The organism is Catenulispora rubra, assembly GCF_015356825.1.
Lineage (GTDB): Bacteria > Actinomycetota > Actinomycetes > Streptomycetales > Catenulisporaceae > Catenulispora > Catenulispora rubra.
This window is the reverse complement of the sequence record NZ_JAACYW010000273.1, coordinates 1-15,734: the sequence shown is the minus strand read 5'-3', so window position 1 is coordinate 15,734 and position 15,734 is coordinate 1. Positions and strand designations below refer to the sequence as shown.

The window sequence follows — 15,734 nt, the reverse complement described above, 5'->3', positions numbered from 1 at the left end:
CGGCAGGCCACCCCCTGGAGCCGGAATTCAACGCCACGCCCCTGCACGAGGCACCCCGCGCCTACCGCTACGACGAGGCTTACGCGGACTGGCTGCTCGACGGCTGCGACGCCCCAATCCGCCGCCACCCCTGCGTAGCGCCCGGCTTCGACAACACCCCCCGCTCCGGCCGCGGCGGGGTCCTACTGCACCACCCCGCCCCAGACATCTTCGAGGCCGCGGTAACGAAGGCAGCACGCCGCGAGCAGCAGATGCCCGGCCCGCAGATGCTGTTCGTGAAGTCATGGAACGAATGGGCCGAAGGATCGGTGATGGAGCCAGACCGCCACTTCGGCCGAGGCTTCCTACGAGCATTGCGACAAGGCCTAGACGCCGCAGGCCCCTGACAGAACGACGCAACCGGCCATGTCGTTCCCCGGGTCCAACCGGACCATGCGGGGGTTTGGTTCTGGGTCCCTCGCCGCGTCAGCGGGCGCAGCCAACCTGGCCGGTTTGGCGGTGTCAAGCCGGACGAAACAGCACCACAGCAGCTGTGATGCGGCTTGATTCCGCCAGACCGGGCTGGTTCCGTTTACGGCGATGACGCGGCGAGGGACCCAGAACCTGGCGACCACAAGCAGCACCGCCGGCAGGCAGCGCGGCGCAGGCAACAGCGTGATAGAAAGCCGAACAGTTGCGGGCCGCCAGCAAACAGCAGGTCGGGAGGGGTCGCCCCTCGTCGAGGAGCGCCCGCCGGAGGCACCTGCCTTTGATCTTAGGCACCCACCAAACGCGGCCGGCGCCCGCCGACCCAAACGTGTGCGCAGTGACTCGGACCCACGCGCGGTCGTGAACGCGGAAACCGCCACCCGCCAACGCAGCATGCACAGATTTGGACCAGTGCGCGGTCGTGTTCGCGAACACCGGCGGCCGCCAGCGCAACCGGCTGCGCTCAACCGAACTGCGTTCCCCTGCGAGGCCATCCAACCTTTGGCGAAGCCGTAAAAATCGCCTGTAAAACCACGAACACACCGCCGCCTGCCGACAGACCGCAGTGACGCCTGACCCGCAGTGCGCAAGTCGATGCGGCGGCATATTGTTAGGGAATTATCGCCCTTATACATAGATATAGCATGCGCCACCGACACCGCCTCAAGACCCCCCTCACCCCACCGGAATCGACTGCTCATGATGAAAAACATCCGCCGCATCCCACCGCCGCTTCACGCCCACGAGGTTCCGCGGGTTCCTGCGGAAGTTGTCGAGGAAGTACAGCCACAGCGCGTGGTCGGCGTCGCCCTTGGCGTGTGTGCCGAGGACGTTGTCCGGATAGTTGTAGTATGCACCGGCGACCGTGCCGCTCGGGTCGTTGGCCGGGTCGGGGGTGCCGCCGTACTCGACGTAGACCTCCCGGTAGAAGTCGTTGATCCATCGCAGGTGGGCGTCGGTCTGGACGTCGTACGGCGGCTGGCTTCCCTCGCCGGGGCGCGAGGCGTTGAGCCAGTACGTCTGGTACTGGAGCTTCATGATCGCATCGCGCTGCGGAACCGCCGTCGCGGTGGAGGCGACCCGGTTGATGGCCCCTCCATAGCTGTCGACCTGCAGCAGACTCTGGCTCATGTCCGCCTCCGACACCCCCTTCGGCGTCGTGTGAAGCCAGTGGTAGATCGCAGCAATCTGATCCGACGGGAACCCCTTGTTCATATACGCGGACTTGTACTTCCCGAACTGGTTCGGCCCCGAGCCGTTCATGGTCTGCAGCGCCTCAAGGTACGTGACGTTCTGCACGCTCTCGTTCCCCACGACCGCCGTCGTCCACCCCGGATGCCCGCCGAGCGGGTACCGCAACGGCGAAGGTTCGACGATCGCCCCGAAACGCGTACGCGCCTCCGCATACCGTCGCTCGACCTCGGCCCGATGCTCGAGAAGAGTCGCCCCTCCGGGGGACACGGCTTGCACGACCATCCCGATCTGCCCAGCCGACACGTGCATCAGCTTCAGCAAGCTGAAATCGGTCTCGGGCATGCCCTGCACAAACTCCGCGTACTCAGCAAGCAAGTCCGCGAAGGACTGCGCATCGATCGACGTCCAATCCCAAGACAGCGTGTAGATCGACGCGAACTCCGGCGCATCAGGCAGCTCGTCGAAGTAGTAGCGCAGGATGACGCCAAAGTTCCCGCATCCAGCTCCCTGTAGAGCCCAAAACAGATCCCGCTCGTCACTCGACGCACTCCCCGCCGACACATGATGCAGCTCAGCACTGTTCGACGACGCGTTCCACGTCACGATGTCGACCGCACTGAGATGATCGACAGTCAACCCGCGCAACCGCGACAACAGCCCATACCCACCACCGGTGATATGCCCCCCGGCGCCGACCGAGTAGCAGCTCCCTGCGGGAAGCGTCTTGTTGAAACCGTTCAACAGCGCCCGATAAACGGACCAGTTCTCACAACCCGCCTCGACGAAGAACGCCGACCGACCATCATCCCAGCCGACACGACTCATCGACGACATGTCCACGACGGCCCTGGTCGTGCCGTTGTACGCGAAATCCTCATAGCAATGCCGCCCGGACACAACCTTGACATCACGCCCAAACCGCGAGATCGCCTCGCCGATCTGCGCGACCGCCTCAGCATCATTCCCAGGCACGTAAACGGCCTCAAGCTTCGGCGCGAACCACCGCCGATTGAACCCTTGCCGATCGCTGAGCACGACAGGACGTGTACCGACGCTCGCAGGCTGGCTGGACATGGTCGCGACTCCATTCATTCCGTGGACATTCTCAGCATTCACATTCCGTGGACACTCACTCCGTGCACATTCATTCCGTGGACATTCATTCCGTAGGCATCAGGTCCTGCTCGGCCCAGATCGTCTTCCCGGTAGGCGTATGCCGGGTCCCCCAGCTCCGCGAGAACTGCGCGACGAGCATCAGCCCTCGACCACCCTCGTCGAACACGCGCGCCCGCCGCAGGTGCGGAGCGGTGCTACTACAGTCGGACACCTCGCAGATGAGAGTGTTGTCCTGAATCAGCCGCAGCGTAATCGGGGGTGCCCCGTAGCGGATCGCGTTCGTCACGAGCTCGCTGACGATCAGCTCGGTGGCGAAACTCAGGTCCTCCAACCCCCACGCGGACAGCCGCCCCGCGACGTCCTTGCGGCTCTGGCTGACCGCGACCGGATCGGACGCCACGTCCCAGGCCGCGACGCGCCCGGCGTCCAGCGCCCGGGTCCGCGTGAGAAGCAGGGCGACGTCGTCCTGCGGCCGGCCGGTGATCAGCGTGCTCAGCACGGCGTCGCACGACTCGTCCAACGACCGGTCGGGAACGCTGAGGACGTCGCACAGCTTCGCCAGCCCCTCGTCGAGGTCACGATCCCTGGTCTCGATGAGGCCGTCGGAGTAGAGCGCCAGGATGCTGTGCTCGGCCAGCTCGACGACCGTCGCCTCGAAGGGCAGGCCGCCGATGCCGAGCGGCGGCCCGACCGAGATCGGCAGCACAGTGGCCGGGCCACCGGGCGGGGCGATGACCGGCGGCGGGTGGCCGGCGCTGGCCAGGGTGCAAGTGCGGGACACCGGGTCGTAGACGGCGTAGCAGCAGGTGGCGCCGACCTCGCTGCCGGCCTGCGCGACGGCGGGCTGCGCGCTGCCGGCCGGTACGCTGCCAGGTTGCGCGCTGCCGGCCTGCGTGTCGCTGGCCTGCGTGTCGCTGGGCTGCGTGGTTTCGGGCTGCGCGGTGCCAGCGTGCGCGCTACCTGCCGGCGCACTGCTGGCCTGAGCACTGCCAGGTTGCGTGGTGGCGGTCCCACCGGCCCCGGCCCCGGCGCCAGCGCCGGCCTCGACCCTACCCAAAGGCGCAGCCTCCGCTTCAGCCGACAGCCGCACCACCAGATCATCAAGATGCGTCAGCAACTCATCAGGCGGCAAATCAACATCCGCCAACGTCCGCACCGCCGTACGCAGACGCCCCATCGTCGCCGAAGCCTGAATCCCGTGCCCGACCACATCACCCACGACCAGCGCGACCCGCGCCCCGGACAGCGGAATCACATCGAACCAGTCGCCCCCGATCCCCGGCTGCGCCCCCGCCGGCAGGTACCGCGTGGCGACCTCGACCGCACTGTGCTCAGGCACCCGCCGAGGCAGGAGACTACGTTGCAGCGACAACGCCGTCTCGCGCTCACGCGTATACCTGCGGGCGTTGTCGACCGCCACCGCCGCGCGCGCCGCCAGCTCCTCGGCGAGAAGCAGGTCATCCTGATCGAAACGCTCCATCCGGTCCTGACGACTACGGCGATAGAACACCGCCACGCCCAAGGTCGCGCCCCGCGCACGCAACGGCACAGCCAGCATCGAGTGGTAACCCTGCTCGCGGATCCGCGCGGCACGGACCGAATCAGTACGCATCCATTCCACGAACTCCGCGTCCTCGGCGTTGCTCAAAACGCCCGCCCCACTAGCGAGAGCGCGCGCCGGAGGCGTGAACTCCGGATAGCTGTCCGCCACACCTACCTCAAGCACCGTCTTCAGCGCCGGACTACTCCCGGGAGCGAACCGGTGCGCAACGCGGCGCAACGTCACAGTGCCATGCAGAGCCTCCTCCCCCACCTCTGCGTCGCTCTCCAGCGCCGTGAGGAGATCAACGCTGGCGAAGTCCGCGAGCTCCGGAACCGTGACCTCCATCAGCTCGCGCGCGGTCTGCGCGACGTCGAGCGTGCTGCCGATGCGGCTGGCGGCCTCGTTGAGCAGGACGAGGCGCTTGCGGGCCCAGTACTGCTCGGTGATGTCGTGGGCGATGAGCGCCACTCCCCGCACCTCGCCGTCCGGGTCCTTCAGCGGAGCGAAGTCGACGGACCACGCATGCGAGCGCCGCTGTCCCCCGGTGCGCTGGAAGCTCTCCAGCCGGCAGGGCTCGCCGCTGTCGACTGCGCGGCGCAGGCCGTCGGCCAGGGCTCCCGTCTGCGGTTGGGTGGTGATGTCGTGGATGCGCAGGCCGCGGATCGCGTCGTCCGGCAGGCCGACGACCGCTTCCATGGACGGGTTGGAGCGGCGGTATCTGAGGTCTGCGTCGTAGAGCGCGACGGAGCAGCGCGGTAGCTGGTCGAAGGCCCAGTGCGCAAGGTCATCGTCCTCGGGAAGCGGCTGCCGACCCTCCAGCGGGCAGACGACCCGCCAGGTGTCCGGGCCGCACCCCGGGGCGCCGTGGTGCGCGACGACGACCACGTCCACGCGCCGGCCGTCGCGATGGCGCAGCGCGAGTTCGCCACTCCAGCGTTCGGGCTCGGCGCCGACGGCGTGCAGCAGATCCGCCTTCGAGACGGGTTCGGCCATCAGCTCGGCGGCGGAGTGGCCGACGATCTCGGCCGCCGGGTAGCCGAGCAGGCTTTGCGCGCCCTGGTTCCAACGCGTCACCCGGCCCTGGGCGTCGACGACGCACTCGGCTGTCGCCATACACCGATTGTATCGATTACGACCGATATCTTCCGGCCGTGTTCCGTCCCTCGGGTGAGGGTATGCTCGCGGATCGCTCAGGAAGTGATATCCGCTGCGGTGGTGCCGGGTCTCCCAAGGTGAACTGACGCTCGCTCATTCCTGCAAAGGCGGAGACCTCATGTCGGACGCGATGGCGGACCGGACCGATCCACACCTGATCCTCGCTGCTCAGCGCGGCGACCAGCAGGCGCTCGACGCCTTGATCGCCTCGTACCTGCCGCTGGTCTACAACATCGTCGGCCGCGCCCTGCAGGGGCACGCGGATGTCGACGACGTGGTCCAGGAGACGATGCTGCGGGTGGTCAACGGCCTGGCCGGGCTGCGCGACCCGGCGGCGTTCCGCTCCTGGCTGGTGTCGATCGCCATCCACGAGGTGCGGGACAGCCGGAGCCGGGGCCGCAGGCGGCCGGTCGGGGACGGCGGGCTGGAGGAGCTGCAGGGGGTCGCGGACCCCGGGGCGGACTTCGTCGACCTGACGATCCTCCGGCTCGGCCTGTCCGACCAGCGGCGGGAGACCGCGGAGGCGACGCGCTGGCTGGACGAGGCGGACCGCGACCTGCTCGCGTTGTGGTGGCTGGAGGCCGCGGGCCAGATCACGCGCGGAGAGCTGGCGGCGGCGCTGGAGGAGACCCCCGCGTACGCCGCGGTGCGGGTGCAGCGGATGAAGGCGCAGCTGGAGACGGCTCGGACGGTGGTGCGCGCGGTGTGGGCGACGCCGCGGTGCGCGGGGTTGGACGCGGCGATCCGTGATTGGGACGGGCGTCCGTCGCCGCTGTGGCGCAAGCGGCTGGGCCGGCATGTGCGGGAGTGCGGCGAGTGTTCGGCGTACCAGCGGGGATTGGTGTCGGCTGAGAGCTTGCTGGCCGGTGTCGCGTTGGTGCCGGTGCCGCTCACTGGTGCGTATCTGGCGGGCCAGGCCTGGCTGACGCCGTCCCGACGGCGGCCGAACGCCGGCCGGTCCTTTCTGCCGACGAGCAAGCTGGTCATCGCCTCGGCGGCGGTCGCGGTGCTGGGCGTGAGCGCCGCGATCGCCATGGCTGGGAGCGGGTCTTCTGCGTCGCCGAATGCCGGGCAGGTGGCTGACGGGTCCACGGTCGGCCTGGTAACCGGGACGTCGGCTGCCTCGTCGACCAGCACGCAGGCCGCTTCCTCGACTTCCTCGGCGACCTCGATACCGTCGCCGACCAGCTCGCATTCCTCGGCGACGCCACCTTCCTCGCCCAGGCTCCCGACCCTGACCAGTACAGCACCACCGGTCTACGGCCACACCGTCGACACCGCCGACGCGGCCCCGAACCGCCTCGCCAAGCCCGGCCCCCTGCCCCGGCGCCCCGAGACCGCGCCGATCACCGCCACCGGCAACTACTCCCAGCCCTTCAAGGGCTCGCTCGGCGGCAAGTACCTGATGTTCTGGAACGGGCAGAACGTCACCGTCACCGGCACGGGCTACTTCTACGTCCGCTACGAGATCGCCTGGTTCAACCGCGTCGGCCCGATGGTGATGCCGACGTGGACGGGGCTCCAGGGCAAGCTCTTCCACGTCGCCTCCGGCGGCGGCCGCCGCATGGACGACAACGGCCCCGGGCAGCCCTCGGACGTCACCTGGATGGGCAACCCGAAGGCCGGCTACATCACGCTGCCGCCGGGCGCGCAGCAGATGTGGAACAACGAGTTCTTCTACCTCGACGGCACCGTCACCCTGCACGAGACCGAGGGCTACGCCGACTACAACCTCAGCGTGACGCCGTACACGTGGGAGCAGGTCACCCACGACATCGGCGCCGCCCCCGACGGCCACGGCATCGTCCGCTACGGCCTGGTCCGCGACACCGGCACGGACGCGGCGCCGGTCCCGCAGTACCTCACGCGGTCCACGCCCGCCAAGCCGACGGATGTGCCTCAGCATTCGGCGGTGACCGCAGGGTCCTGACAGCCGGTGCTCGGCGGACGCCGGCGACGGGCGGACGCGACGTGCGGACCGCCGTCGAACGCGCGACCGGGGAGTGAGCCACCGATCGCGCGGGTGGTACGGCTCGGACGTACGTCAGACGACGTCCTGCGAGGCGGCGGCGCCGGCCTTGAGGTCGGCGGGTGAGAGACGGTGTGCGGGCGGGTCGGGCAGCACCATGCGGGAGTCGATGCCCGGGCCGGGGCTGACGTGGAGGAGTTCGCCGGAGCGCAGCAACCGCCATGCGGGGTCCTCGTCCAGGCGCTCGCTGGCCACGACCACGGACGGCGCGGCGCTGAGGTCGTCGGCGTGGACCCGCAGCCGGCCGCCGCTCCCGGCCTGGTCCAGGTGCCGGCGGCCGTGGTGGCCGCCGGCCCGGCGGTCCAGGACGTACAGGCCGTGGGCGTCCGGGTAGCGCAGCGCCCACAGGTCCTCGCCGCTGATCATGACGATGTTGAGGGCGAACAGCGGCAGGTGGCCGGCCACCCACCGGGCCGCGGCCTCCAGGCCGGCCGTCGCGTCGCCGCCGGCAGCCGCCGTCTCGCGGTTGACGAGGGCGAAGAAGCGCTCGGAGTCGGTGTCACCGTGCACCTCGTCCACCGAGGAGCCGAGGTGCCGCTCAAGCACGTCCAAGCCCTCGATGACGCCGTTGTGGGCGAGCATCCGACCATGTGCGCTGAAGGGATGCGTGTTGCGCTCCTCCAGCCCACCGGTGGAGGCGTATCGGACGTGCGCGATGAACGTCGAGGAACTGGCGGTCCGCGCCGTCTCGGCGAACTGCCTGTCCTCGTACGCCGCGATGGGCGCTTTGCGAACCACAGGCGTACCGTCGGGCTCGAAATACCCCAGCCCGGTCCCGTCGGGATCGCGCCGGCTCTGCTCGGTGAGGCTGTCCGGTGCCTGAAGCAGCCAGAACGTCGCCCGGATCCGTTGCGGGGAACTCGCCAGACCGAACAAGCGGCACATCACAATCTCCTGATCGACAACGGCTTCGGCTTCGGCGACGGCGCGGGCACATCTGCACACCTGCACACCTACCCGGTAGGTCTACCTTGGAGACATGAGCGTGCCCCGTGAACGACAACTCGTCGAGACGTTCGTCGAGGTGGCCGACATCCTGGTCGACGACTTCGACGTCATCGACTTCCTGCTCACCCTGGCCGGGCGCTGTGTGCGCCTCCTGGACGTGGACGCCGCCGGCATCATGCTCATCGACGAGCGCGGGCACCTGCACGCCGCGGCGGCCTCCACCGAGAGCGCGCGGCTGGTGGAGCTGTTCGAGCTGCAGAGCGACGCCGGGCCCTGCGTCGACTGCTGCCGCACGGGAAGTCCCGTGGTCAACGCCGATCTGCGGGCCAACGCCGAGCGCTGGCCGCGGTTCGCCGAGGCCGCGCGGGATTCGGGGTTCGTGGCGGCCCACGCCCTGCCGCTCCGCCTGCGGCAGACCGTCATCGGCGCCCTGAACCTGTTCAGCGCCGAAAGCAGGGTGCTGACCGAGGAGGACGTCCGCGCCGGTCAGGCGCTGGCGGACGTGGCGACCATCGGCATCCTGGCCCAGCGCAACCTGCACCAGGCCGAACTGCTCGCCGCACAGCTGCAGAGCGCCCTGAACAGCCGCGTCGTCATCGAACAGGCCAAGGGCGTGCTGTCCGAACGCCGGCGGATCAGCGTCGACGAAGCGTTCACGCTGCTGCGCGACCACGCCCGCAGGAACCACCTGCGCCTGTCCGATGTGGCGCGGGACGTCGCCGAAGGCTCGCCGACGGCTGCCGAGCTGTGGCGCGCCTGAAGATCGCCTCCAGGGACACCACGGGGGTGAGCGTGGGCCAGGGGTTGGTTTCGACGAGCAACGGTCCACGCCGCCGCCGGCCGCGCCCGGGACCGGTGCGCGGCGGGACGGCGGGATCAGCCGGCGTGGGCCCTGAGCCTGCCGAGGATCTGGGCGAGGAGACGGGAGACCTGCATCTGCGAGACTCCGAGCTCTTTGCTGATCTCGGTCTGCGTCATGCCCCGGAAGAAGCGCATGAGCACGATCTTCTTCTCCCGTTCGGACAGTGTCGCCAGCAGCGGCCGCAGGGTCTCCCGGTCGATGACGTTCTGGATGCCGCGGTCGTCGGCGCCCAGCAGGTCGCTCAGCGGGGAGCCGCCTCCGTCCTCGACGACGGTCGGCACGTCCAGGGATGCCAGGGCGTGCAGCCCGGTCGCCTCGATCGCGTCGGCGACCGCGGCCGGATCGACGCCCAGCGGCACCGCCAGTTCGCGGACGGTCGGGGCCCGGTGCAGCCGCTGCGACAGGGTCTCGGTGGCGTCTCGCAGCTCACCGGTGAGTTCCTGGACGCGCCGCGGCACATGGACGGCCCAGGTCGTGTCCCGGAAGTAGCGCTTGAGCTCCCCGAGGATCGTGGGGGTGGCGAAGGCGAGGAACGCGGTGCCGAAGTCGGGGTCGAAGTGGTCGACCGCCTTGACCAGGCCGATGTAGGCGGCCTGCAGGAAGTCCTCCTCGGCCTGGCCGCGCACGCCGTAGCGGGCTGCCAGGTGACGGGCGTAGGGCATGTACTCCGTGATCACGGCGACCCGCAGCGCCGCCCGTTCGGCGTCACCGGGGACCAGGCGGTGCATCCGGTCCAAAGACCGCAGCGCCGCGGCCCGCTGATCGGTCCGGTCACGGCCGTTGCGATCCAGACCGCGGCCGATCCGCGGGGCGGACGCGCGCTCCAACGTGCACCCGGACGCGCGCTCGCCGAGCCGGCCTCGCCGGTCCGTCCGGGAACGGTGCGGTCGATCTCGGGAGGCGCGTGGTCGGACCTCGTATGTCGGCATGCTGACAGAGGTTGTGCCCATGGAACGCCCTACGCTTTCGCATATGGGGCGTCGGCTGCGTGGGAGGGCTTTCGCGGCCAAGGTGAAACCGGTGCCTGCCCCGACCGCATACGGCGCGTCGGAATTCACGGCGCCAAAGTCTGGGGCGTATGAAGTTACTGTCAGACTAGCGCCGATCGGTAGGGCGCGTATACAACGCTCACAGCTCCTGCCCTGCACGCAGCGATGCCGCGCCTCGCGGGGTGAGACGCGGCATCGGTCCAGGGGTGTTACCCGGGGAGCATGACGCCGATGAAGGCGCGGTAGCGCCGCAGGGCCTGGCGCAGCTCCTCGGTTCCGGGGCTGCCCTGCTGCCAGTCGGCCGCCAGATCGGTCTTGCGCGTTTGGACGGAGATCAGCAGGGCCGCGGCAATCTCGGCGACGAACCTGTCGGCGTCACGCACCGACTCCGCCGGGTCCTCCACGAAGCCGACCTGGATCTCGGCCCAGCGGCTGAGGAAGGCTTGCTCCGCCTCGCGGCTCAGGAGCGGTTCGTGGACGACAAGGGTCGGAGTCGCCTCCATCGACATTTCCATCGACATCTCCGGCTCCTCGGACTCCGCCTCCATCGACATCTCCGGCTCCACATGCTCCGGCTCCGACTGCCGCTCCTCGGTGAGCACGCCCCCGTCGTCGGCCCACCGGTGGGTCGGTTCGGTCGGGAGGGTGTCCTGGTTCATGACCGGCTCGGCGTTCACAGCGTGGCCTCCGATCCCTTGGTCCTGGCCGGAGCCACCGCGTCGGGCTCGGTGAGCAGGTCGCCGAGGAACGTCTGGTACTGCATCAGGGCTTCGCGCTTCACCTCGGTCGGTATCGACGCCGAATCGGCCCGCACACGTTCGCCGACCCACAGGGCCTGGCGGTAGTTCGCCAGGACGCCTCCGTGCCGGACCGAAAGCAGCGCCAGTTGCTCGCTGCGGTCGTCGGCGGGGTAGCCCCTGGCCTCGAGCAGCCGGGCGATCAGCTGCTCGGCGCCGGACAGGGCGGCCGACGGGTCGTCGAGGAAACCGGTGCGGAGGTTCTCCCAGTATGTGGTGTAGAAGTCCCGGTCGGCCGCGCTGATCGGCTCCAGGCGCAGCCTGCCGTACATCTGGCTGCGCCGGGCCAGCTCCCGGTCCGCGGCCCGCGGCCCGCCGTATTCGGCGCTCGCCCGGGCGTATTCGGGCCCGAACGAGGTCCGGGTCCGGCGCTTGGCGTTCTCGTGCCGTCTGTTGTTCACCACGACGGCGATGACCAGGACGATCACGACGAAGGTGATGATCGCGACTGTGATCATGTGGGCCTCCTCAAGGGGCTTCCGCCCATGAGTACCCGAATCGCAGAATCCAAACAGGGTGGCGCGGAAGCTTCACGCCGGCCGGGAACGTGAGCCCGCAGCGGGGCCCCGATGCCGCCGTCACCGAGCTCTGACGTGCTTGGTGATCGTGGCCTGGCCGACGTTGTCCTCGTCCATCGCCTCGGCCTTGCCCTGGTCGGCCAGCAGCGTGCCGTCGCCGAGCTCGAAGCCGCGCTTGAACTGCGCGACCCCGTCCTTGAACGCCGTCACGGTGTCGTCGCAGAGCTGACCGGTCTCGCGGATGCTGGCCAGCACACCGGCGTGGTCAGTCTTCAGGAAGGAGATGAATTCCTTCTCAAAACGGCGCACATCGGCCACCGGCACATCATCGATCGAACCCGAGGTACCGATCCAGATCGAAGCCACCTGCTCCTCAACCGGATACGGCTCATACTGACCCTGCTTCAAAAGCTCGACCATGCGCTGGCCGCGGGACAGCTGCGCCTTGGAGGCGTCGTCCAGGTCCGAGGCGAAGGCCGCGAACGCCTCCAGGTCGCGGAACTGCGCCAGGTCCACACGCAGCGAACCGGACACCGAGCGCATCGCGCGCACCTGCGCCGAACCACCGACGCGGGACACCGAGGTACCCACGTTGATCGCCGGACGGACACCGGAGTTGAACAGGTCGGTCTCGAAGAAGCACTGACCGTCGGTGATGGAGATGACGTTGGTCGGGATGAACGCCGAGATGTCGTTCGCCTTGGTCTCAATCACCGGCAGACCGGTCATGGAGCCCGCGCCCATCTCGTCGGACAGCTTCGCGCAGCGCTCCAACAGACGCGAATGCAAGTAGAAGACGTCACCGGGGTAGGCCTCGCGCCCCGGCGGGCGGCGCAGCAGCAGCGACATCGACCGGTAGGCCTCGGCCTGCTTGGTCAGGTCGTCGAAGACGATCAGGACGTGCTTGCCGTCGTACATCCAGTGCTGGCCGATGGCCGAACCGGTGTACGGCGCCAGGTACTTGAAGCCCGCCGGGTCCGAGGCCGGGGAGGCCACGATCGTCGTGTACTCCATCGCGCCGGCCTCCTCCAGCGCGCCCTTGACGGCCGCGATGGTGGAGCCCTTCTGGCCGATGGCCACATAGATGCAGCGGACCTGCTTCTTCGGGTCGCCCGACGCCCAGTTCTGCTTCTGGTTGATGATCGTGTCCACGGCCACCGCGGTCTTGCCGGTCTGCCGGTCGCCGATGATCAGCTGACGCTGGCCCCGGCCGATCGGGGTCATCGAGTCGATGGCCTTGATACCGGTCTGCAGCGGCCCCTTGACCGACTGGCGCGCCATGACACCCGGGGCCTGCAGCTCCAGGATGCGGGTGCCCTCGGCCTCGATCGGACCCAGGCCGTCGATCGGCTCACCCAGCGGGTTCACCACCCGGCCCATGAACTTGTCGCCGACCGGGGTGGACAGGATCTCGCCGGTACGCGTCACGGACTGGCCTTCCGCGATCCGCTCGTAGTCGCCGAGCACGACCACGCCGATCTCTCGGACGTCGAGGTTCAGGGCGATGCCCAAGGTGCCGTCCTCGAACTTCAGCAGCTCGTTGGTCATGGCCGAGGGCAGACCGTCGACCTTGGCGATGCCGTCGCCGATCACCGTGACGGACCCGACCTCGTCTCGCGGCGCCGTGGTCGTCTTGTAGGAGTCGACGAAACGCTCCAGCGCATCGCGGATCTCCTGTGGACGGATCGTGAGCTCCGTCATGAGTATTCCTGTCCTCTTCGATGGGACGCGCTTCGTTCGACATCAGCGAAGGCATCGGCGGCGGTCGGATAGCAGCACAGCGTCGCCGCGAGTCCGGTGATGTCGAGCATCTTCTTCAAACGGCGGTCCGTACGGCACAGCCGGACCCACCCGCCACCTGGGAGAGCCCAGTTGTGGACGTGGACGAACACATTCAGGCCCGCGCAGTCACAGAAGTACAGCCCGGCCAGATCGACGACGACGTACGGGCGGGGGCGGGCGTCGAACGTGTCAAAGGTATCGAAGGTGTCGAAACAGACCTTCTTGACGGCGGGGGCGGTCGCGACGTCCAACTCGCCGACCAAGGCGATCACCGGCCTGCCCGCACTCACGCCGACCGACGTCGTCAACAGGGCCCGCGATGTGCTGGAAGGCGCGCCGGATCCGAACTGACCGGGACCGGTTCTCGCGCCTAAGGTGATGCCCGCCATGACGGCCTCCCAGGACGTGCCGCAGGTGTGCAAAGCGTCACCAAGGTCCAGGGGACCGCCCAGATCGGCCGGGCGTACCGCCAGTCTAGTCCTCTCGGCCGGCGGAAAGATCCTCTGACTCGGAAGATCTTCTTCAGCAGGAGCGGGACCGGGCCCGATCACCATGGCGACGGACTGTCCGGCGCTCCTCCTCGGACATCGCACCCCACACCCCGTACTGGGCCATCTGCGGATGCGCCAGCGCCCACCCGCGGCAGGACTCGATCACCGGACACCGGTGGCACACCGCCTTCGCCTCGGTGATCTGCTGCTTCAGCCGCGGATGTCCGGGCGAGGTGATCGGGAAGAACAGCTCCGGCTCGCTGGTCCGGCAGGCACCCTGCTCGGCCCAGGCGTCCATGTCGTCTCCCGGCGTCCGCAAACGCTGCGGACCCGGCGGACGGGCACCGTTGCGGCATTTGGACGTGCCGGTCCCCCCTCCGCGCGCCCGGGTGCCGACGATCCGGGCGTGGCCGGGCGTCCCGGTGGCGGCCATCAGTGGTTTCCCGCCAACGCGTCGCGGACGCGGTCGATCAGGTGCGGCACCCGGCCGACGAGCGGGTCGTCCGAAGACGTCGCGGGCGCCGGCCGGTGCGGACGGGTCGGCCTGATCGACTTGTCGGCGTACACCTTCTCGCCGAGTTCCCGCAACTCCGTCGGCAGGCAGGCCGCGGCCAGACGCGGGAACAGCTGCGCTTCGTCGTCGGCGACATGGCAGTGGGTCGCGGCCATCAGCTTGATGAACACCCGATCGAAGACCTCGTCGGTCGGCGCGAGGGGTTCGAGCTGCTTCATGAGCGCCTCGGCCGCGGCGTTCGCAGCCACCGCGCGGTCGACCGTCCCCCGGCCGTCGGCGGCATCGCGGACGATCGGGTGGACGTACTCTTCCTCGGCCACCATGTGCCGGACCAGCTCGATGGTGACCTGGTCCACGAGTTCCTTGCGGCGGTCGCGGAAACGGGCGTGGTCCTGGACCTTCTGGAACAGTTCCTCGACGTGCCGGTGGTCGTCTCTGAGCACCGCGATGACATCAGGGGTGTCCTCGGTCGTTGACATGACGGCTCCGATGTGGCGGTTGCATGTGGCTGTTGCGGCTGTTGCGGCTGTGCGCGGGTCGCGGGGTTGAACCGCGGGCCTCCTTGTGCCCGGCCCGCCTGAGAGTAAACAGCCTCGGAGGAGTCCGTCCGGGTGGGCGGGCCTGCTACCGTGGGATGCGATACCGCCCTCCAGCGACGGTGCAACCTGCCGGAACAGCGGAGCAGTCTGCTCTGCGCCCTTGGTACCCGGCCAGGGCCCGTGGTCGTCCGGACACCGCGATCGCCTCGGAGATCCCATCTCGAGCGCAGGCTTGTCAGCCGTGCTCGGTGTACGCCCCGATCGACGTTGTCACGTCCCCGAACCAGTGAGGGCTCCCCCATGACCGCTTTTGGATTTCTCAGTACGTACCCGCCCACCCAATGCGGTGTGGCGACCTTCAGCACGGCGCTGCTGAAGCACCTCACGCCCCAGGGCTCGGGCGACCGGGCGGCCGTCGTCCGGATCGTCGACGCCGCGCAGCCTGCGGTCTACCCGGACGTGGTCGCGCAGCTGGTCAACGGCGCGCCGGAGGGTCCGGCCGCGGTGGCGCGGGTGCTCGACCGCTTCGACGTCGCGATCGTGCAGCACGAGTACGGCATCTACGGGGGCCGCGACGGTGCGGACGTGATCCATGTCCTGGCCGGGCTGAACGTCCCGGCGATCGTGGTGCTGCACACGGTGCTGCCCGCCCCCTCGCCGCACCAGCGGCAGGTGCTGGAGCGGATCGCGGACGCCGCCGCGGCGGTCGTGGTCATGTCCGACACCGCCGCCCGGCTGCTGAACGAGGTCTACCTCGTGGACGCCCACAAGGTCTCGGTGATCCCGCAC

The 15,734-nt window shown here is 69.0% G+C and carries 14 protein-coding genes; 4 read left to right on the top strand and 10 right to left on the bottom strand.

Annotated features, from left to right (window positions below):
- A partial coding sequence (locus tag GWK61_RS43535) for a glycoside hydrolase family 99-like domain-containing protein (protein WP_194918106.1) occupies positions 1 to 386 on the top strand: 386 nt, incomplete at its 5' end.
- Positions 387 to 1,143: 757 nt separating this feature from the next.
- On the opposite strand, the gene GWK61_RS43530 is transcribed toward GWK61_RS43535, so the two are convergent.
- Both GWK61_RS43530 and GWK61_RS43525 read right to left on the bottom strand, forming a co-directional pair.
- Positions 1,144 to 2,736 carry an FAD-binding protein gene (locus tag GWK61_RS43530; RefSeq protein WP_194918104.1) on the bottom strand — a complete coding sequence of 531 codons (1,593 nt, stop codon included), beginning with the start codon at positions 2,734 to 2,736 and terminating at the stop codon, positions 1,144 to 1,146.
- 85 nt (positions 2,737 to 2,821) lie between these two features.
- Entirely contained in the window at positions 2,822 to 5,434 is a 2,613-nt protein-coding gene (locus GWK61_RS43525) for a SpoIIE family protein phosphatase (protein ID WP_194918102.1), read from the bottom strand.
- A 160-nt stretch (positions 5,435 to 5,594) separates the two neighbouring features.
- Between GWK61_RS43525 and GWK61_RS43520 the strand changes: the two genes are divergently transcribed.
- Positions 5,595 to 7,406, top strand: coding sequence for a sigma-70 family RNA polymerase sigma factor (locus GWK61_RS43520; RefSeq protein WP_228563919.1), 1,812 nt, complete (start codon positions 5,595 to 5,597; stop codon positions 7,404 to 7,406).
- A 114-nt stretch (positions 7,407 to 7,520) separates the two neighbouring features.
- On the opposite strand, the gene GWK61_RS43515 is transcribed toward GWK61_RS43520, so the two are convergent.
- Positions 7,521 to 8,390, bottom strand: a complete 870-nt coding sequence (locus tag GWK61_RS43515; RefSeq protein ID WP_194918100.1) for a class II glutamine amidotransferase — start codon at positions 8,388 to 8,390, stop codon at positions 7,521 to 7,523.
- 94 nt (positions 8,391 to 8,484) lie between these two features.
- Between GWK61_RS43515 and GWK61_RS43510 the strand changes: the two genes are divergently transcribed.
- Positions 8,485 to 9,213 (top strand): GAF and ANTAR domain-containing protein, encoded by a 729-nt coding sequence (locus tag GWK61_RS43510; RefSeq protein WP_194918098.1) that lies wholly within the window; start codon positions 8,485 to 8,487, stop codon positions 9,211 to 9,213.
- A 116-nt stretch (positions 9,214 to 9,329) separates the two neighbouring features.
- Here the strand turns inward: GWK61_RS43510 and GWK61_RS43505 are convergent, their stop codons facing one another.
- The 7 genes from GWK61_RS43505 to GWK61_RS43475 all read right to left on the bottom strand — a co-directional run bounded on the left by GWK61_RS43505 (position 9,330) and on the right by GWK61_RS43475 (position 14,885).
- Positions 9,330 to 10,142 carry a SigB/SigF/SigG family RNA polymerase sigma factor gene (locus GWK61_RS43505; protein ID WP_228563918.1) on the bottom strand — a complete coding sequence of 271 codons (813 nt, stop codon included), beginning with the start codon at positions 10,140 to 10,142 and terminating at the stop codon, positions 9,330 to 9,332.
- A gap of 371 nt (positions 10,143 to 10,513) precedes the next feature.
- Positions 10,514 to 10,981 (bottom strand): hypothetical protein, encoded by a 468-nt coding sequence (locus GWK61_RS43500; RefSeq protein ID WP_194918095.1) that lies wholly within the window; start codon positions 10,979 to 10,981, stop codon positions 10,514 to 10,516.
- Complete coding sequence (locus GWK61_RS43495) at positions 10,978 to 11,559, bottom strand: hypothetical protein (RefSeq protein ID WP_194918093.1); 582 nt, start codon at positions 11,557 to 11,559, stop codon at positions 10,978 to 10,980. The genes GWK61_RS43500 and GWK61_RS43495 overlap by 4 nt, the downstream gene beginning before the upstream one ends.
- Before the next feature lie 120 nt (positions 11,560 to 11,679).
- Positions 11,680 to 13,320 (bottom strand): F0F1 ATP synthase subunit alpha, encoded by a 1,641-nt coding sequence (atpA, locus tag GWK61_RS43490; RefSeq protein ID WP_194918091.1) that lies wholly within the window; start codon positions 13,318 to 13,320, stop codon positions 11,680 to 11,682.
- Positions 13,317 to 13,790: an STAS domain-containing protein gene (locus GWK61_RS43485; RefSeq protein WP_194918089.1), complete on the bottom strand. Its 474-nt coding sequence runs from the start codon at positions 13,788 to 13,790 to the stop codon at positions 13,317 to 13,319. The genes atpA and GWK61_RS43485 overlap by 4 nt, the downstream gene beginning before the upstream one ends.
- A gap of 133 nt (positions 13,791 to 13,923) precedes the next feature.
- Entirely contained in the window at positions 13,924 to 14,325 is a 402-nt protein-coding gene (locus GWK61_RS43480; RefSeq protein WP_369125661.1) for a WhiB family transcriptional regulator, read from the bottom strand.
- Entirely contained in the window at positions 14,325 to 14,885 is a 561-nt protein-coding gene (locus tag GWK61_RS43475) for a hemerythrin domain-containing protein (RefSeq protein WP_194918087.1), read from the bottom strand. The genes GWK61_RS43480 and GWK61_RS43475 overlap by 1 nt, the downstream gene beginning before the upstream one ends.
- A 408-nt stretch (positions 14,886 to 15,293) precedes the next feature.
- On the opposite strand from GWK61_RS43475, the gene GWK61_RS43470 reads away from it, so the two are divergent.
- The coding region (locus GWK61_RS43470; RefSeq protein ID WP_323748025.1) for a glycosyltransferase at positions 15,294 to 15,734 on the top strand (441 nt) is incomplete at its 3' end.